Source organism: Delftia sp. BGA-UO-ETr-SB1, from assembly GCF_059567865.1.
Genome location: NZ_JCAQOW010000004.1, coordinates 709,080 through 725,954 on the forward strand (window position 1 = coordinate 709,080; position 16,875 = coordinate 725,954).

Below are 16,875 nucleotides of genomic sequence, written 5' to 3' on the forward strand. Positions count from 1 at the left end.
GGCGCACGAACTTTTTGCGAACCACCGCAAACCCGCCATACAAGGAATATCCATGACATCCGCCGTGATCGTTTCCACCGCCCGCACGCCCCTGGCCAAAAGCTGGCAGGGCTCCTTCAACATGACCCATGGCGCCACGCTGGGCGGCCATGCCGTGCAGCACGCCGTGCAGCGCGCAGGCGTCGACCCTGCCGCCGTCGATGACGTGATCATGGGCTGCGCCAACCCCGAAGGCGCCACCGGCATGAACATTGCGCGCCAGATCGCGCTCAAGGCCGGCCTGCCCATCACCGCATCGGGCATGACCATCAACCGCTTCTGCTCCTCGGGCCTGCAGACCATCGCCACCGCATCGCAGCGCATCATCGCGGGCGAGGGCGATGTCTACGTGGCCGGCGGCGTGGAGTCCATCTCCTGCGTGCAGCAGGAAATGAACCTGCACATGATCCAGGACCTGGCCCTGGCCAAGCAAAAGCCCGAGATCTACTGGAGCATGCTGCAGACCGCCGAACAGGTCGCCAAGCGCTACGGCATCGGCCGCGACGCCATGGACGAATACGGCGCCGCCAGCCAGCAAAAGGCCTGCGCGGCCCAGGCCGCCGGCCTGCTGGACGCCGAGATCGCGCCCATCACCGTGACCATGGGCGTGGCCGACAAGGTGCGCGGCCTGATCACCAAGGAAGTGACCTGCAGCAAGGACGAGGGCGTGCGCGAAGGCACGACCAAGGAAGGCATCTCGGGCATCCGCCCCGCGCTGCCCGGCGGCGTGATCTCGGCCGGCAATGCCAGCCAGTTCTCCGACGGCGCAGGCGCCTGCGTGGTGGTCAGCGAGGACTATGCATCGCGCAACAACCTCAAGCCTCTTGGCCGCTTCCTGGGCTTTGCCGTGGCCGGCTGCGAGCCCGACGAAATGGGCATCGGCCCCGTCTTCGCCGTGCCCAAGGTGCTCAAGAAGCTGGGCCTGACGGTGCAGGACATCGACCTGTGGGAGCTCAATGAAGCCTTTGCCGTGCAGGTGCTGTACTGCCGCGACAAGCTGGGCATCCCCAACGACCGCCTCAATGTCAACGGCGGCGCCATCGCCCTGGGCCATCCCTATGGCGTGTCGGGCCAGCGCCTGACGGGCCACGCCCTGATCGAAGGCAAGCGCCGCGGTGCCAAGCGTGTCTGCGTGACCATGTGCATCGGCGGCGGCATGGGTGCCGCCGGCGTGTTCGAAGTGCTGTAAGTGCAGGTGGCGGCTGCGGCCGCCACCGCCTGTTCCCGTTACTCCTGTTGGCCGCACGCGCTCCCTCTGGCGGCGCCTGCGGCTTCTTTTTTGATTCCGGACATCACCATGCGCCTGCGTTCCACCATCGATTTCCTGCTCTATGAATGGCTGCGCGCCGATGCGCTGGGCGAGCGCGAGCGCTTTGCCGACCATTCGCGCGACACCTTCGATGCCGTGCTCGACACCTGCGAGCGCATCGCCCGCGAGAAGTACGCCCCCTTCAACCGCACCGTGGACACGCAGGAGCCGCAGTTCGACGGCGAGAAAGTCATCCTGCCCCAGTGCACCCACGATGCGCGCCAGGCCTATGCCGACTCGGGCATGCTCAGCGCCGCCCAGGACTACGACATCGGTGGCATGCAGCTGCCCTATACGGTGGAGGCGGCAGCCAACAGCTTCTTCGCGGCGGCCTCCATCAGCATCGGCTCCAACATGCTGACCTCGGGCAATGCCAATGCCATCATGGCCCACGGCACGGACATGCAAAAGCAGGTCTTTGCCACCAATGAATTCAATGGCCGCTGGGCCGGCACCATGTGCCTGTCCGAACCCCAGGCCGGCTCGTCACTGAGCGACATTGCCACCCGTGCCGAGCCCGATGGCGCCGACTTCGAGAGCGATGCGCTGGGCCCGCGCTACCGCCTCAAGGGCAACAAGATGTGGATCAGCGCGGGCGACCATGAGCTGACCGAGAACATCGTCCACCTGGTGCTGGCCAAGATCCCCGGCCCCGATGGCAAGCCCGTGCCCGGCGTGCGGGGCATCTCGCTGTTCATCGTGCCCAAGAAGCTCGTGGACACCGAAGGACAACTCACCGGCGAGCGCAACGACGTCGCCCTGGCCGGCCTCAACCACAAGCTGGGCTGGCGTGGCACCACCAACACGCTGCTGAACTTCGGGGAAGGGCGCTTTCCCGTGCGCGGCGGCGCCGGGGCCGTGGGCTACCTGGTCGGCAAGCCCGGCGAGGGCCTCAAATGCATGTTCCATATGATGAACGAGGCCCGCATCTCCATCGGCATGGCCGCCACCATGCTGGGCCTGGCCGGCTACCACGCCAGCCTGGACTACGCGCAGAGCCGCCCGCAGGGCCGGCCGATCAAGGGGGCGCCGGGTGCAGCCGGCAAGGATGCCACGCGGCCCCAGTCGCGCATCATCGAGCACGCCGACGTCAAGCGCATGCTGCTGGCGCAGAAGTCCTATTGCGAAGGCGCGCTGGCGCTGAACCTGTTCTGCGCGCGCCTGGTCGATGAGCAGCACACCGGCACGCCCGAATCCGTGGCCGAGGCCCGGCTGCTGCTGGAAGTGCTGACCCCCATCTCCAAGAGCTGGCCCAGCGAGTTCTGCCTGGAGGCCAACTCCCTGGCCATACAGATCCATGGCGGCTACGGCTATACGCGCGACTTCCCCGTGGAGCAATACTGGCGCGACAACCGCCTGAACATGATCCATGAAGGCACGCACGGCATACAGGCCATGGACCTGCTGGGCCGCAAGGTGCTCATGGAGGGCGGCAAGGGCCTGCAGCTGCTGGCCACGCGCATCAACGACACCATCCAGCGCGCCATGGCCCGGCCCGAACTGGCCGGCCATGCCAATGAACTGGCCAAGGCTCTGCAGGAAGTCGGCGCCACCACCAAGGCCGCATGGGCCACCGACGACCCGCAACAGGCCCTGGCCAATGCCGTGCCGTACATGCAGGCCTTCGGCCACACGGTACTGGCCTGGACCTGGCTGGACGTGTCCCTGGCCGTACTCGCCAAGGACGCCGCCCTGGCTGAACCTGCCAACGCTGGCCGCATGGCCGCCATGCGCTACTTCTTCCGTTACGAACTGCCCCGGATAGGCGCATGGCTCAAGGTCGTGCGTGAGCGCGACATGACCTGCGCGGAGATGAGTGAAGAGGCGTTCTGAGGGAGTTGGCAGCACGGCTGCCGGAGGATGCAAAAAGGCGCGGACCATGTGGTCTGCGTTTTTTTTTATTTCAGGGATTTTCAAGGTTGCCGGAGAGCCTGGCCTGCTCTTTGACCCATTCCCTGGTTTTTCCGCGAACGCACCACTCGGGGTTTTTGACCCAGTCCGTGAAATATATGGTGGGGTGCCCTTCCAGGATATTACAGCGTGTATAGCCAAGTTTGGGCATTGCATAGTATTGCAAGGGAGCTATGAGGGCAAGGCAAGAAGCCATGATTATTAATCCTGCCAGCATGGTTGCGTTAAAGCTGCGTTCAGTTACCTTTAAAATTGATGTTTTGCATGGTATTGCCTTGGATAATGAAGAAATTAGACCAACTGCCAATATTACGGGAAAATATGCTACGACTGGTGCTCCGGGTGTTATTCTTATTGATGCTGATAGTTCAATGAGATCTTTGATATCATTAAATATTGCATGCTTAATGTACCAAATGCAAAGAATAAAAACGAAAACATCTAAAGGGATGCCCCAAATCAAGGTTTTCCTTATTTTTTTTGCGTCCAACATTTTATTGATTAGTTTTTGCGATTTGTGCGGCACATAAATTCATTTCTGAAAATTTCTGTGGAACACTCGTTAAGTTTATACTCTATCTGATGATTTGTTTTATGATTTTCCAGATTGAGTTTGTCTATATTTATTCGATATATTCCTTGAGGCATGCTGCTTGTGGAAATGCGTAGCATGTTGATCACATGTTGTTTGATTTTTAAATCATCGTCTATTTGATTCAAGATGATTCCTGTGACAAGTACGGCCACTGCCACAGCAGCCAAAGGAAGAATTGCAAGGGACGTTGCCGTTGCAAGCTTTATTCCCAAGCCAAGGCCCACCATCGTCGCCAATCCCGCCTTGACCGCCTCCACTCCAATCCCACCCACAAGATCATGCATGGTCTTCTCGTCATTGAAGATGAAGTCCAGTGTCTCTATCCCGGTGCCCACCACCAGGCTCAGAAGAAACCCGCCCTTGGCCACATTCTGCAGACCGCGAATACCCAGGCCCATCTGGACCATGCGTGGATTGGCGGCAAGGAATCGCGTGCCTTGCAGCAGCTGGCGGCGAAGTCCCGCGTAGCCCGTGATGATGATATAGGTGCCTGTGGCGGTTGTCTTGATATAGGAGCGGGCACCGGCCAGGCCCAATGCAATCAGCGTTTTGGTGATCAGGTACGCGTCGCTGACCATCAGGGAGGCGGGAGCGACCCAGGGTTTGCCTGCATTCGGGCTGGCGGTGTGTGTCCAGTATCGACCAAGCGCACTGTGGGCCAGCATGGCATGCAGCGTGGCCGCCAGGCGAGGATTGTTGCGCGCCTTGTCGCTCAGTATGTCTGCGTATTCCTGTGGCGTGAGCACAATGGCATCGATCTGTTTCTGCTCCATTTGGCGAGCAAGCATGTCGGCATAGCCGATCTGATAGAAGGTGGCGGCAATGGAGGCTGGCATGGTGTATGGAGACGCTGGATCAGAAGCGGAATCGAGGATTCCAGCCAATGCGCCTTGATCAATAAAGGCAATTTGACGGAAATGAGTGGTTGCAAGCAGGCGAATAATCCGCTGTCAGTGTCCGAGCGGGTTTCTGATGTTTGCTGTGCGAAGAGTCCTCATTTGATTTCATGGCCTGCACGAGGTCAATCAAAGAAGTCGCCCACAGATCATTTTCAGAATTATCCTTAGGACAATTCCTAAAATCAGGTTTGAAATTCCAGGTGAATAGAGATGCTGCCAATGAGCGTTTGGTCCCAGGCAGCGCCATTCGCCATGGGCGGTATTCACGGGGCACAAGCGCAGGCTGCCCGGCTCGGCCACGGGCATTTGCGGATGAAGGATGCGGGGAGAGGTGGTCCGTACCGCCGCTGCGCTTGCGGGCAGGCTGTTGGACCGGGGGATGGGCTACGGTCTCACCGTGCCGAATGCTGGCAGACGAGGACTCAGGGACCAGGTGTCAGCGCATCGGAAGCCGTGCAGGCGCTGAAGGCCGCCTGCCGGAGGGTGCATGCCTCAAAGATCCAGTCCGAGATAACGCGTGCCCGGCACGGGATTGAAGCTCACCGGCTCTGCATCCGCAAAACCCAGGGACTCATACAGCCGCTGCGCGGCCTGGAACTCGGGCAGCACGTCCAGGCAGATGCGGCTGTAGCCTGTGTGGCGTGCAGCGTCCAGGATGCCTTCCACCAGGCGGCGCCCCAGGTTCTCGCCGCGTACCGTGGGGCGCACGTAGACGCGCTTCATTTCGCCTGTCTGCGCATCCACCTGGCGCAGGGCGGCGCAGCCCACGGGCTGGCCGTCTTTCCAGGCCAGCAGCACGCAGCCTTCGGGTGCGGCGTACTTGCCGGGCAGGGCGGCGAACTCGGTCTCGAAGTCCTGGAAGTCCAGGCTCACGGTGGGGCTGGCCACGTACTCCCGGAAGATGCGGACCACGGCGTCGAGGTCTTCGGGAAAGTGGGCGGGGCGGATATCGGTCATGGGTGGCAAGGGGTCAAGCCCGGTTCAAGGGCGCTGCTCAGTTGGAATGAAAGCGCACAAGGATAGGGCAAGACGCCCGGGCCGCCGCCGATCCGCTACAGCATGGGCACCACGCCCAAGCACAGGGCATCGTCGTGCGCCAGGCGGGCAACGGGATAGCCCGCAATTCACTCCTTCGGGGGCGCCTGTTCAGGGCGTTCGCACCTGCCGGTTTGCCTGGAGATCTGTGCTCCAGCTTTCAGGCATTTGTCTTTCTCCACATGGTTCAGGATCAGTGGCGCCAGCCACGCTGCCAGCAAGGCAAGCGCCAAGGGCAGCACGCCAAGCACCCACAGCATCCACTTCGCCTCACGCCGGAAATGCCCGGAGATTCCTGCGTTGGGCGATGCGGGATCTTTCATGGCGATGGCACCGCCTCAACTGCACAAGCGCAGATTGGTGCGCGCAGCCTTGAGCATGGGCAGCACCACATCGGCATCGGTGGGTGGATAGGCCTCGCGCAGTTCCTGATCCGTCTTGCCGGCTTCCTCGGCCAGCGGCGCCAGGGTCTGGCGGCAGGCGGCTGCATCGCCCGAGCGAAGCTGCGCCAGCGCCAGGTCGTTGCGCAGCCAGCCCTTGATAACCCCGGTCAGCACCTCATCGCAGTCCTGCAGCACCGGCGCCAGCGTGGTCAGCGCCAGGCGGTAGTCCTTGGCGTCGTACGCGCGCTTGAAGTTTCTGCGCGATGCGGCAATGGCCTTGTCCGTGCAGCCGGGTGTGGGCCGAAGGTAATCGCCACCGAACCAGGCCCGCATGCCGCAGAAGTCCCGGCATGCATCGGCGGTGGCCGTGTCGACGCCGACGCGCTGGCCTGCAGGCGTGAAGTCCACGGCGCAGGCCGAATTCGCCATCCTGGCCCGGCCGTTGGTGATGGTGCCTTCCAGCTCACAGGTATGGCCGTTGGCACCGACGGTCTGGATATGGAACTTGCCATTGGCCCGCACCACCAGATCGCCACCCCCGCCCTTGCGCACATAGGTGCCTGCTGAGGGCGTGGTGATCTGTGCGCAGGCCAGGCCGATGTGGCAGGTGAGGACCAAGGGCGACAGGCGGAGCAGGCAGTTGGTGAGTTGCATGGGCAGGGCTTTGGATTTGCGGCGTGTACGAGGGCGCAGGAATTGCAGCGAGTGTATCGATCAAGGCCGTTTTGCATGGCGGGTTCGTTTGTCTGCGGACGGTACGGCGCCGTGCCCAGCTACAGTGATCCAGAATCTTGCAGCTCACCATGGACACTACAAAGCACATCAATCCAGACCACTATCTGGAAACCGAACAAGGTCGCCTGTTCACCCCGGAACGCAGTGCTGCCGCATGGGAGTTGGCGTACCGGGACTTGGACAAAGCACTGTCTGTCAGCTCGCCCGCGACCAAGCTCTATGTGGTGGTGGGGGTGCAAGCTGCAGGCAAGAGCAGCTGGATTCAACAGAACGCCGCAGCGTTGGGTGGTGATGCGGTGTTCTTTGATGCCGCCCTTCCGAAGACGGTGCATCGTGAGCGTGCCATTCAGATCGCCAGATCACATGGCGTGCCCGTAGTCTGTATTTGGCTCAAAGCCGATTTGCAGACCGCCTTGCGGAGGAACACGCAGCGGCGAGCCGATCACCAGGTGCCGGAGCAGGCCATTCGCAGCGTGTTTGCCATGTTCGAGCCGCCGAGTGAGCAGGAAGGGTTCGCGGTAGTCCATATCGACGACACCAAGCCGGCCCCCGGGAGCTCCATCCAGCCCATGGGGCCGCGCCAGTTCCCGTCCCTTCAGGATCTCGACCAGCAGGTGATTGTGGGCTGGCGAGCTTGCGAGATGGCGTTGGCCGAAGGCGGCCGCTGGGATATGGATGAATCAGGTCGGCAGCACTGGGTACCTGGCGAAGCAGTCTGGAGCCATCCGCAGGTGCCCTATCTCCAGTTCATCGAGATTTGGATCCAACTGGTGGACGGACGTGTCTGGTCAATGCTTTCCCGTATCGAGGATGGCAGCGGGTTTCACGGCCTGTACCTTGTGACTCCAGAGGCGTCTGAGTCGGGTCCCGGCGTGCCTGCATCCATTGGTTACCGTGACCGACTGCTGGCTGAGTTGCCCTTGGGCCTTGTGCGGATAAAAGACATGCGCCGGGATGCAGATGGCTTTGTCGTGGAGATGTGCATGCTCATCGGCCAGAAAGTGGTTCGGTTCCTGTCAGGGGAGGTCTATGAGCGGGGTCAGGGCCTGTTTGAAGTCATAGAGCTTGATGAATCGATACTCGTCCAGATAGAAAGCTAGATGCAGCCAAGCATTGGGCAGCAATCGCTGATGTGCCTTTTGCCGTCGGTATGTCCTGATGTGGAAAGCGCGCAGAGACAGGCTCCTCACAACGCCAGATGCAAAGCCTCCCCCGTCCCCTGCGCAGGCACGGCGCAGCAGATCAGCGCCTCGCCCGCTGGCACGGCGAAGGAGGGTGGCGAGGCATAGGTCACCCCGCCCTGCAGCACGCGCGCGCGGCAGTCGCCGCAGCTGCCGCCCCGGCAACCGAAGGCGGGCTCCAGCCCCCGGGCCTCGGCCACTTCGAGCAGGCTGCCGTCGCCGGGCTTCCAGCGCGCTTCCTTGGCCGAGTCGGCAAAGATGATGCGGACAGGCTGTGTGGCGGGTGCCCGCAGTTCGGCGGCGGGGGTTGCACCGGCCATGGAGCGCTTCAGGGCCGAGGGACCGAAGGCTTCTGCGTGGATGCGCTCGTCGGGCACATTGCGTTCGCGCAGGCCGTCATAGGTGGCCTGCATGAAGGTGTCCGGGCCGCAGAGGTAGAAGTCATAGTCGTCCCAGGGCAGGGTGGCTTTCAACAGGGCCATGTCGATGTGGCCCTCATGGTCGTAGTCTCGGCCGGCCTTTGCCGTGCCGGGCTGGCTGAGCGTGCGCACCCAGTGCACCTCGGCATTGCCGGCCTTCACCAGTTCGGCAATCTCCGTGTCAAAGGCCCGTTCGCTGCGCGTGCGAGCCGCCTGGAACAGCCAGGTGGGCCGCAGGCTGCGGGTGCGCCGGCCTTCGTGGACGATGTGGCGCAGCATGGCCAGCAAGGGCGTGATGCCTATGCCTGCGGCCAGCAGCACGGCGGGGCGGCGCAGGGCCGTATCGGCGGTGAAGCTGCCAGCGGGCGGGCGGGCCTCGACCAGATCGCCGGGCTTCAGGCCATGCAGATGGCTGGATGCTCGGCCTTGCCTTTTGACGCTGATGCGCAAGCGCCCGTCCGAAGGCGCCAGCGACAGCGTATAGGTGCGCTGCAGATGGCTGCCGTCCGCCAGCGTGAGGCGCAGCGGCAGGTGCTGGCCGGCCAGGGGAGCCACCGTGGCCATGCCATCGGCCGGCTCCAGGTAGAGCGAGCGGATGTTGGAACTCTCATCCACGACCTGCGCCACCCGGAACGGCCGCCACTGCCGCCCCAGCCGGGCGGCGGCCAGGCGCTGGCTGGCATCGGCCCAGCTTCCGGTCATCTGCAGGTGGGGCGACCAGCCGTCGGCGGCCATGCTCCAGCGCAGCGGCAAGGCGTCGGGCCGGCGCACGATGCGGCGGGGCTTGAAGGTCCACAGGCGCTCGGCGCCCTCGAAGGCGGCGATTTCCGGGGAGTCGAGGATGACGCTGGCCTCGCCCGTCATCTGCAGCATTTCCCCGGTTTCGGAGTCGATGAACAGCAGGCCTGCCTTGGGATTGACCAGGAAGTTGCCCAGGGTCATGAAGAACAGGTTGCCCGAGAAGTCTGGAATGGTCAGCGTTCCATCGGCGTCGATCCGTACAAAGCCCGGCTTGCCGCCACGGTGGGAGACATCGACCTGGCGCGAGCCGTCCCCGTCCTCAACGTAGGACGCCACGTAGAACGTGTCCGCCTGCGCAATCAGCTCCCGCGCGCGCGGGTCCAGCGATGCCAGTTCGACCGCCGGCACCTGCGTGGGCTCGTCCGCAGGACGGACGAACCGGACGCTGCGGTTCTGGATATAGCGCGGGCAGTTGCCGAAACTCTGGACCACGCTGATGTCGAAGGCGCCCGTCCCATCAACGCCTGTCTTGCGCCGCACGGTGCCGTTGAGCCGGTTGCGCCGGCGCGTCATGGGGTCCATGCCCAGCAGGCCCACGGCACGGCCGTCTGCCAGGCCCGGCTCGGCCGGGTCGGCCGCATCGCGGCCCGCCGCCACATGCAGTGTCAGCGGGTCGGGAGAGTGCAGGAAGCCCGGCTCGCCTGCCCGTACCGTGGCCCAGGCGTCGCCTTGCGCATCCACGCTGCCCAGCACCACGAAATGCAGCAGAGGATAGAACTCGCGGTGCTGGTCCAGCAGGAAGGGGCGCAGGAACTTGCGGCCCGGCATGTCCATGCGGCCCACGACGCCAACGCTTTGCTGGATCGCCAGTTCGCCCGCATGCCAGGGCGAGGCGGGGTTTTGCAGGGGTTGCGGGTGCATGGTGCGCTCCTTTGCCGGGGGGTCAGGGGAGGTGTGGCTCAGGCACTCAGGCCCGCAGGCCGGCCGGTGTCTGGGCGAATGCCACGAAGCCCGGCAGCGCCTCGATGCGGCCCAGCCAGGCGCGCACTTCGCGGTAGGGTTGCAGGTCCACATTGCCCTCGGGCGCGCTGGCGATGTAGCTGTACAGGGCCACGTCGGCAATCGTGGGCGTGCCGCCGGTGAGGAAGGGGCGGGTGGTCAATTGCGCCTCGATCTTGGCGAGGATGGCGTGGGCGCGGGCTATCACTTCCTCGGCCTGGAAGGGGGCCTTGAACACCGTGACCAGCCGGGCCGCCGCCGGGCCGAAGGCGATGGGGCCGGCGGCGATGCTCAGCCATTTCTGGATCTCGGCCTCGGCCTGCGCGCCCCGGGGCATCCAGTCCTGGCGGTCCAGCTTGCGCGCCAGGTAGACCAGGATGGCGTTGGAGTCGGCAATCACCGTGCCGTTGTCGTCCAGCACCGGCACCTGGCCCAGCGGGTTCAGCGCCAGGAATTCGGGCTTCTTCTGCGCGCCGTTGGCCAGGTCCACGTGGACCAGCTCATGCTCCACGCCCAGCAGGCCGAGGAAGAGGCGGGCGCGATGGGCGTGGCCGGACAGGGGAAAGTGGTAGAGCTTCATTGCGGTTCCTTGGGGTTGGTGAAGGCGCCGGTTGTCGGCGCCACGGGACGTATCCTCCTTCTCCGCCCGCATCTTTAGAATCCCTGGCGGCGGCAAGTCACTCTTGCGGGAACGCGAACAAAGCGCCGGCGCCAACCTGGGCAGGCCTGCGCGGGCCGCTCGCAGCCGGGCAGACACACGACAAAGACAAGGCAGGCACAGATGGATCGCTTCCAGTCCATGACGGCATTTCTCGCGGTGGTGGACACGGGCGGCTTCGCCTCGGCCGCACGGCGGCTCAAGGTCTCGCCCTCGGTGGTGACGCGGGCCGTCTCCGACCTGGAGGAGCGCCTGGGCGTGCGCCTGCTCACGCGCACCACGCGCTTCGTGCGCGTGACCGAGGCCGGCACCGCCTATGCGGACAGCTGCCGCCGCATCCTGGCCGAGCTGGAAGAGGCCGACGAGCATGCCGCCAGCGCCCATGCCGCACCGCGCGGCCGGCTCACGCTCACGGCGCCGGTCAACTTCGGGCGCATGCACGTGCTGCCCGTGGTGCACGACTACCTGGGCCGGTTTCCCGAGGTGGACGTCAACTGCTGGTTTGTGGACCGCGTGGTCAGCCTGGTGGACGAGGGCGTGGACGTGGCCGTGCGCATCGGCGATCTGCCCGACTCCTCGCTGCAGGCGATCCGCGTGGGCAGCGTGCGGCAGGTGCTGTGCGCCTCGCCCGCATACCTGGCCGGCCACGGCGTGCCCCAGCGGCCCGAGGAGCTTGCGCAGCACACCACCATCACCGCATCCGGCCTCACCTCCACGCCCGAATGGCGGTTTCTTGAAGGCGACAAGGCCCTGGCCGTGCGCCTGCAGCCGCGCCTCATGTCCATGACCAACGAGGCTGCGGCGGACTGCGCCCTGGCCGGGCAAGGCATCACGCGCCTGCCGCTCTACCAGATCGCCAAGCCCGTGCAGGACGGCGCACTGCGCCTGGTGCTGGAGCCCTTCGAGCGGCCACCGCTGCCGATTCATTTGGTGCACAGGGAAGGGAGGCACGCCGCGCATCGCGTGCGGGCCTTCATCGATATGGCGGTGGATGCGCTGCGGGTGGCGGCGTTGAGGTGGTAGCGGGCCCGGACTGGGTTTTCCTCGGCACACTGGCGGCAAGTCCGCCTATTGAAGTCACTGCATAATCCGGACAGCTAGTCATCTTTCTACAGGCAGGCACTTTCATTCAATGCCCATTGATGAATGGGCGTTAAGAGCCGGTGCAATTTCTCGATAGATCCATGAAATCCCTTGTTGCTTTTGTTTTAGTGGCGTGCAGCGCATGCCTTGTTCGTGCTGAACCGGTTTTGGACTGGAATGTTCTCGGATTCGATGCACAGGGCAATCCCACCAAGAGTTCTCGTCACTCATCTCACAGTAGTGCTCAGAGAAAACTGAACCTGCTATGCGGCGCTGAAGCGGCAAACGGGTCTCCTCTGCCTGAGACCGTAAGCGTGCGCATTGAAGTGAGGCCTTTCTCCAGCGGTGGTCCGCAGGGAAAGCGCATCTTCCGCAGCGCGGAAATCACCTGCAATGAAGTCCGGCGCGAAAAAGATGCCTTGTCTAAATATATTCCGGTTCCCAGGGCGAGAAAGGCCGAGACCCTGCACGTTCCCAGTGTCTGGGACTGATTAATACTCGTGCCCGTAGCTTTCTCCACCTGATGCGGTGAAATCGCTCGGTCTTCTATGCCGCTACCCTCAAAACTGCGCCGTCACCCCCAAATACAAGCGCCGTCCATCCAGCGTCTTGCCGTAGTCGGCGAGGTTCACGGTCTTGTCCAGCAGGTTGTACAGGCCCGTGAACAGCTGGATGTTGGGCGTTGCCTGGTAGCTGGCGCCGATGTCCACCAGGGTGTAGGCGGGTAGCTGGGCCGTGCCGCCGTCTATGCTCCTGCTTTTGTAGCGGGCCTTGCCCCAGAGCTTGATCTGGCCTGTGATGTTCCAGTCCGCGCCCAGATTGAGCATGTGGCGGGGCAGGTTGTTGAGAGGCCTGCCGGCGTCCGGTCCGCTGGCCACGTCGCTGGAGGTGAAGGTGTACGAGGTGTTGAACCGACCCCGGCCCAGCGGCAGGGCGATGGGCATGCCGTAGGCCAACTCCAGTCCCTTGATAGTGGCCGAGCTGACGTTGACGTACTGGTTGATGCGCGAGCGCACTTCGCCGTTGTATTCGCAGGCGGGGGCGGAGGTGGGGCTGGTGCAGATGGTCTGCGTGCTGATCTTGTCCTTGAAGTCGGTTTGGTAGGCGGTGATGCTGGCGTTCACGTCCTGCGCGGGCGTCCAGTTCAGGCCGATTTCGTAGTTGGTGCTTTTCTCGGGCTTGAGGTTTTTGTTGCCCATGTCCCAGGCCGCTCCACGCGCAGCGATTTCCACGATGTTGTCGTCGGCCTGCTTGAGGGTGGGTGCCTTGTAGCCGCCGCTGATGCCGCCCTTGAGGGTCAGTGCACTGCTCAGGCGGTAGATGCCGTACAGGCGCGGAATCCATTCGCTGCCGTAGTGCTGGTTGCGGTCGTAGCGTATGCCGCCCACGACGGAGAAGCGGTCGGTCAGGAAGTATTCGTCCTCGGCAAACAGGGCCATCTGCCAGCGTTCGAGGTTGATGTTGCGCGATCCCGGAAAGCGGCTGCCGTCGTGCGCAGTCTCTTCGTTCTTGTACTCGGCACCGAACGAGACCATGTGCCGGTCCAGCGGCACGACGGTCTTGGACTGCAGGTAGGTGGCCCGGTATTCGGACTGGTAGGCGCCATTGGTGATCTGCACGTTCTCCCGCGTGATGAAGGAGCTGGTGCGGATGCGCCAGCCCCATTCGATGTCATGCGTCAGCGCGTAGTAGTTGCGTTCGTTCTGCACCGAGCCTGCGGCGCCCGTGCGGGCCGTGCGCTCGTTGTCCCCGGTGCCGCGCGTGGCCTGCAGGCCCAGGGTCTGGTTGCCGGTGAGTTTCCAGGCCAGCTTGGCGGTGATGTCGCGGTTCTCGCGGGCGGCGTAGCCGCCGGTGAACCGGTCCTCATGGCGCTTGAAGCGCGAGCCGTACAACGTCAGGCCCAGCCGGTCCTGTACCAGCGGGCCGCTGAGGTAGAAGCGCTGCTGGCCCTCGCTGCCGGCCTGTGGGTTTTCCTGCATCGTTCCGTCCACGGTGACGCTGCCGGTCCATTGCGTGGACACCTTCTTGGTGATGATGTTGATCACCCCGCCCAGCGCGCTGGATCCGTACAGCGACGACATGGGGCCGCGAATGACCTCGATGCGTTCGATGGCCGACATGGGTGGCAGCCAACTTGTCTGTTGCGCGCCGCCAAAGCCGTTGTAGTAGGCCTGGGAGGAGCTGCCCAGGGGCTTGCCGTCCACCAGGAACAGGGTGTAGTCCTCGCCCAGGCCGCGGATATAGATCTGCGTGGATTCGATCTTGCCGCCCGCACCGCCCTCGATGGTGACGCCTGGAATGTCGAGCAGGGCATCGGTCACGTCGCGGTAGCGCTTGCCTTCCAGCTCCTTGGCTGTCACCACGGTGATGGATGCAGGCGCGTCGGCCAGCGATTGCTCGAAGCCTGTGGCGGTCACCACCACTTCGGACAGCTTGCCTTCGCCGGCCGCCTGCTGTGCATGGGCCAGCAGCACGGTGCTGCCGGTCAGCAGACAGGCTAGGCCTTTGCCGATGAGGGTGAGCGGGTTGGCAGGGGTGCAGGCCCTGGCCGGCTGCAGGAAAGAGTCGATCACTGGTTGGCTCCGGTCGCTATTGAAAATGGGGTTGTCCGTACACGACGGCACGCGCCGCCGGGCAGGCGGTGCGGGTGATGGGTTGGGGTGGGGCGCCCTCGCCAAGGCAACGGCGAGGCGGGGGCTGCGCTGCAGGCGGCTGCCTAAGCCGGCTCAGGGCTTGCGGGGGGCGCAGGTTCTGGATCTTGCGGCGTCATGGCGCTGGCCTTGCAGCTTTCAAATTTAAAATACGTCTGATTCGTATTTGTATCTGACATTCCTGATCAACGTCTGACCGATGAAGCTGCTCGTTGTTGAAGACCACCAAGATTTGCGAGCGCTGTTGCAGGCCCATCTGGAGCGCATGGGATTCGCGGTGGATGTGGCCGCCACCGGACGGCAGGCGCTGGACGCGCTTGCCGTCACCGACTATGAGGCCCTGATCCTGGACCTGGGGCTGCCTGATATGGATGGCATGCAGGTGCTGGCCCGCTGTGATGACCGCCGCCGCAGAACCCCCTGCATCATCCTCACGGCACGCGACGCGCTGGAAAGCCGTCTGGCCGGGCTCAATTGCGGCGCCGATGACTATGTGCTCAAGCCCTTTGACATCTCCGAGCTGCAAGCGCGCGTACGCGCCGTGCTGCGCCGTGCACAGGGCGGCCGCGAGCCTCGGCTGAGCCTGGGCAATCTGGCCTTTGAAACCGATTCCCGCCATGCGACCGTGGATGGCAGGCACATCGATCTGCTCCGGCGCGAGGCCATGCTGCTGGAGGAGATGCTGCGCGTGTGGCCCCGCATCGTGGTCAAGGAACGCATGGAAGAGCACCTGTACGCCTCGCGCGAGAGCGTGACCCTGAATGCCGTGGAGGCGCTGATCTCGCGCCTGCGCCGCAAGCTGCGCGACGGCGGCGCCAATGTGCTGATAGATACCGTGCGTGGCGTGGGCTATCGCATGGTCTTGCCCGCTGCCGCGCATGAAGAGCACCAGTCTTGAGCGGCGCGTGCTGTTGGGGCTGGCGCTGGCCTTTGCGGCTGGCGCCGGAGCACTGTCGCTGTCGCTGTACGACACGCGCGACCAGCTGCGCCGCGTGGCGATGGTGATCCAGGCGCGGGAGATCGCCGAAGGCTTCACCATGCAAAGCGATCCGGCCCGGCTGCCCAAAAGCCATGCGGGCGGCGAGCTGTCGTACACGCTGTATTCGCCCGAGGGGAGGGTGCTCTGGTTCTCCGACAACCTCCAATCCCCGCGCCGCCTGCGCCTGCCGCCCGACGGTGCGCGGGCGCCGCTGTTGCGGCTGCCCATCTACAGCGGCCAGGTTGTCAACGTGGCCGCACCGCTGGCCGATGGAGCCACCCTGATGGTGGCCAAGCGCGATGTGCTGGAGCGCCAGGCCATTGGCGATCTGCTGCACGCCAAGCTGCTGCAAAGCCTGGTCATGCTGGTGCCTGTAGGCCTGCTGGCGCTGCTGCTCATCTACTGGATGATGCGCTGGACGCTCAGGCCCGTGCAGCAGGCCGCACGTTTTGTGCAGGGCATGAAGCCAGGTCAGGTCCAGCCCATTCCGACCGCCCGGCTGCCGCGCGAACTGCTGCCGCTGGCCGAAGCCGTCAACCGCGCACTGGAGAATCTGGCGCAGTCGCTGGCCAACGAAAAGCGCCTGGTCGCCGACGCGGCGCATGAGCTGCGCACGCCCCTGACCGTGCTGGACCTGCGCCTGCAGAAGGCGCGCACGGACCCCCGCCCCGATTGGCAGGCCGTGGACGGCGACGTGCGCTACCTGCGCCGCGTGGCCGAGCAGCTGTTGCTGCTGGCGCGCCAGGAGCAGGACCTGGGCGCAGGCGAGGCTGCTCCCGCAGCAGCGTCCACGCATCTCACGCGGCTGGTGAGGGAGGCCATCGCCGCAATGCTGCCGTTGTTCGAGGCCGGCTCGCGCAGCATGCAGGTGGACCTCATCGATGGCGTGCACTGCCAGGGCGACGCAAGCCTGCTGCACACCGCCATCTCCAATGTGCTCGAGAACGCCTTTCACCATGGCCAGGGAGATGTCTTGGTGGCCATGACGGCGGTTGAAGGTGACGTGATCCGCCTGACGGTGGCCGACCAGGGGCCTGGCGTTCCGTCCGACCGGCAGGAAGCCATGTTCACCCGCTTCAGCAAGGCGCGGCCCGGCAGCAGGGGCGCCGGCCTGGGACTGGCCATCACCCGCAAGATATTGCGCAATGCAGGCGGGGACATCCGCTTTCTGGGCAGTCCCCATTGCGAGCTGGAACTGTGCTTCAGGAGTGCATCGCATGGGGCTGTTGCGCCAGGGGCCATTGGCAAACAAAACTAG

The 16,875-nt window shown here is 64.2% G+C and carries 15 protein-coding genes; 8 read left to right on the forward strand and 7 right to left on the reverse strand.

Annotated features, from left to right (window positions below; genetic code table 11):
• The first annotated feature begins 52 nt into the window (after window positions 1-52).
• The 3 genes from AC57B5_RS03675 (at window position 53) to AC57B5_RS03685 (ending at window position 3,789) form a co-directional block, all read left to right on the forward strand.
• Entirely contained in the window at window positions 53-1,228 is a 1,176-nt protein-coding gene (locus tag AC57B5_RS03675) for an acetyl-CoA C-acyltransferase (protein ID WP_496398755.1), read from the forward strand.
• Window positions 1,229-1,336: 108 nt separating this feature from the next.
• Window positions 1,337-3,181, forward strand: coding sequence for an acyl-CoA dehydrogenase (locus AC57B5_RS03680; protein ID WP_496398756.1), 1,845 nt, complete (start codon window positions 1,337-1,339; stop codon window positions 3,179-3,181).
• Window positions 3,182-3,453: 272 nt separating this feature from the next.
• Window positions 3,454-3,789: a hypothetical protein gene (locus AC57B5_RS03685; protein ID WP_496398757.1), complete on the forward strand. Its 336-nt coding sequence runs from the start codon at window positions 3,454-3,456 to the stop codon at window positions 3,787-3,789.
• Here the strand turns inward: AC57B5_RS03685 and AC57B5_RS03690 are convergent.
• The 4 genes from AC57B5_RS03690 to AC57B5_RS03705 form a co-directional block, all read right to left on the reverse strand.
• Window positions 3,761-4,690: a hypothetical protein gene (locus AC57B5_RS03690; RefSeq protein ID WP_496398758.1), complete on the reverse strand. Its 930-nt coding sequence runs from the start codon at window positions 4,688-4,690 to the stop codon at window positions 3,761-3,763. The two genes, AC57B5_RS03685 and AC57B5_RS03690, sit on opposite strands and share 29 nt — an antisense overlap.
• 555 nt (window positions 4,691-5,245) lie before the next feature.
• Entirely contained in the window at window positions 5,246-5,710 is a 465-nt protein-coding gene (locus tag AC57B5_RS03695) for a GNAT family N-acetyltransferase (RefSeq protein ID WP_192367817.1), read from the reverse strand.
• Window positions 5,711-5,877: 167 nt separating this feature from the next.
• Window positions 5,878-6,111, reverse strand: a complete 234-nt coding sequence (locus AC57B5_RS03700) for a hypothetical protein (RefSeq protein ID WP_043781750.1) — start codon at window positions 6,109-6,111, stop codon at window positions 5,878-5,880.
• Between the two features lie 15 nt (window positions 6,112-6,126).
• Window positions 6,127-6,825 carry a hypothetical protein gene (locus AC57B5_RS03705; RefSeq protein WP_192367816.1) on the reverse strand — a complete coding sequence of 233 codons (699 nt, stop codon included), beginning with the start codon at window positions 6,823-6,825 and terminating at the stop codon, window positions 6,127-6,129.
• Window positions 6,826-6,974: 149 nt separating this feature from the next.
• Between AC57B5_RS03705 and AC57B5_RS03710 the strand changes: the two genes are divergently transcribed.
• Window positions 6,975-8,006, forward strand: coding sequence for a P-loop nucleotide/nucleoside kinase family protein (locus AC57B5_RS03710; RefSeq protein WP_192367815.1), 1,032 nt, complete (start codon window positions 6,975-6,977; stop codon window positions 8,004-8,006).
• Between the two features lie 86 nt (window positions 8,007-8,092).
• Here the strand turns inward: AC57B5_RS03710 and AC57B5_RS03715 are convergent, their stop codons facing one another.
• Together AC57B5_RS03715 and AC57B5_RS03720 are read right to left on the reverse strand one after the other, a co-directional pair.
• Window positions 8,093-10,168 carry an FAD-binding oxidoreductase gene (locus tag AC57B5_RS03715; RefSeq protein WP_496398759.1) on the reverse strand — a complete coding sequence of 692 codons (2,076 nt, stop codon included), beginning with the start codon at window positions 10,166-10,168 and terminating at the stop codon, window positions 8,093-8,095.
• Between the two features lie 46 nt (window positions 10,169-10,214).
• On the reverse strand, window positions 10,215-10,826 hold the full coding sequence (locus AC57B5_RS03720) for a glutathione S-transferase family protein (RefSeq protein ID WP_099733905.1): 612 nt from the start codon (window positions 10,824-10,826) through the stop codon (window positions 10,215-10,217).
• Between the two features lie 201 nt (window positions 10,827-11,027).
• Here AC57B5_RS03720 and AC57B5_RS03725 point away from each other — a divergent pair, with 201 nt between their 5' ends.
• Complete coding sequence (locus AC57B5_RS03725; protein ID WP_496398760.1) at window positions 11,028-11,927, forward strand: LysR family transcriptional regulator; 900 nt, start codon at window positions 11,028-11,030, stop codon at window positions 11,925-11,927.
• A 161-nt stretch (window positions 11,928-12,088) separates the two neighbouring features.
• On the forward strand, window positions 12,089-12,478 hold the full coding sequence (locus AC57B5_RS03730) for a hypothetical protein (protein ID WP_216293385.1): 390 nt from the start codon (window positions 12,089-12,091) through the stop codon (window positions 12,476-12,478).
• 69 nt (window positions 12,479-12,547) lie between these two features.
• Here the strand turns inward: AC57B5_RS03730 and AC57B5_RS03735 are convergent, their stop codons facing one another.
• A complete protein-coding gene (locus AC57B5_RS03735) occupies window positions 12,548-14,560 on the reverse strand; it encodes a TonB-dependent receptor domain-containing protein (protein ID WP_496398761.1) in 2,013 nt (670 codons plus the stop codon).
• A 277-nt stretch (window positions 14,561-14,837) separates the two neighbouring features.
• On the opposite strand from AC57B5_RS03735, the gene AC57B5_RS03740 reads away from it, so the two are divergent.
• Both AC57B5_RS03740 and AC57B5_RS03745 read left to right on the forward strand, forming a co-directional pair.
• Window positions 14,838-15,536 (forward strand): response regulator transcription factor, encoded by a 699-nt coding sequence (locus tag AC57B5_RS03740; protein WP_043790363.1) that lies wholly within the window; start codon window positions 14,838-14,840, stop codon window positions 15,534-15,536.
• Window positions 15,517-16,875, forward strand: coding sequence for a sensor histidine kinase (locus AC57B5_RS03745; RefSeq protein WP_216293383.1), 1,359 nt, complete (start codon window positions 15,517-15,519; stop codon window positions 16,873-16,875). The genes AC57B5_RS03740 and AC57B5_RS03745 overlap by 20 nt, the downstream gene beginning before the upstream one ends.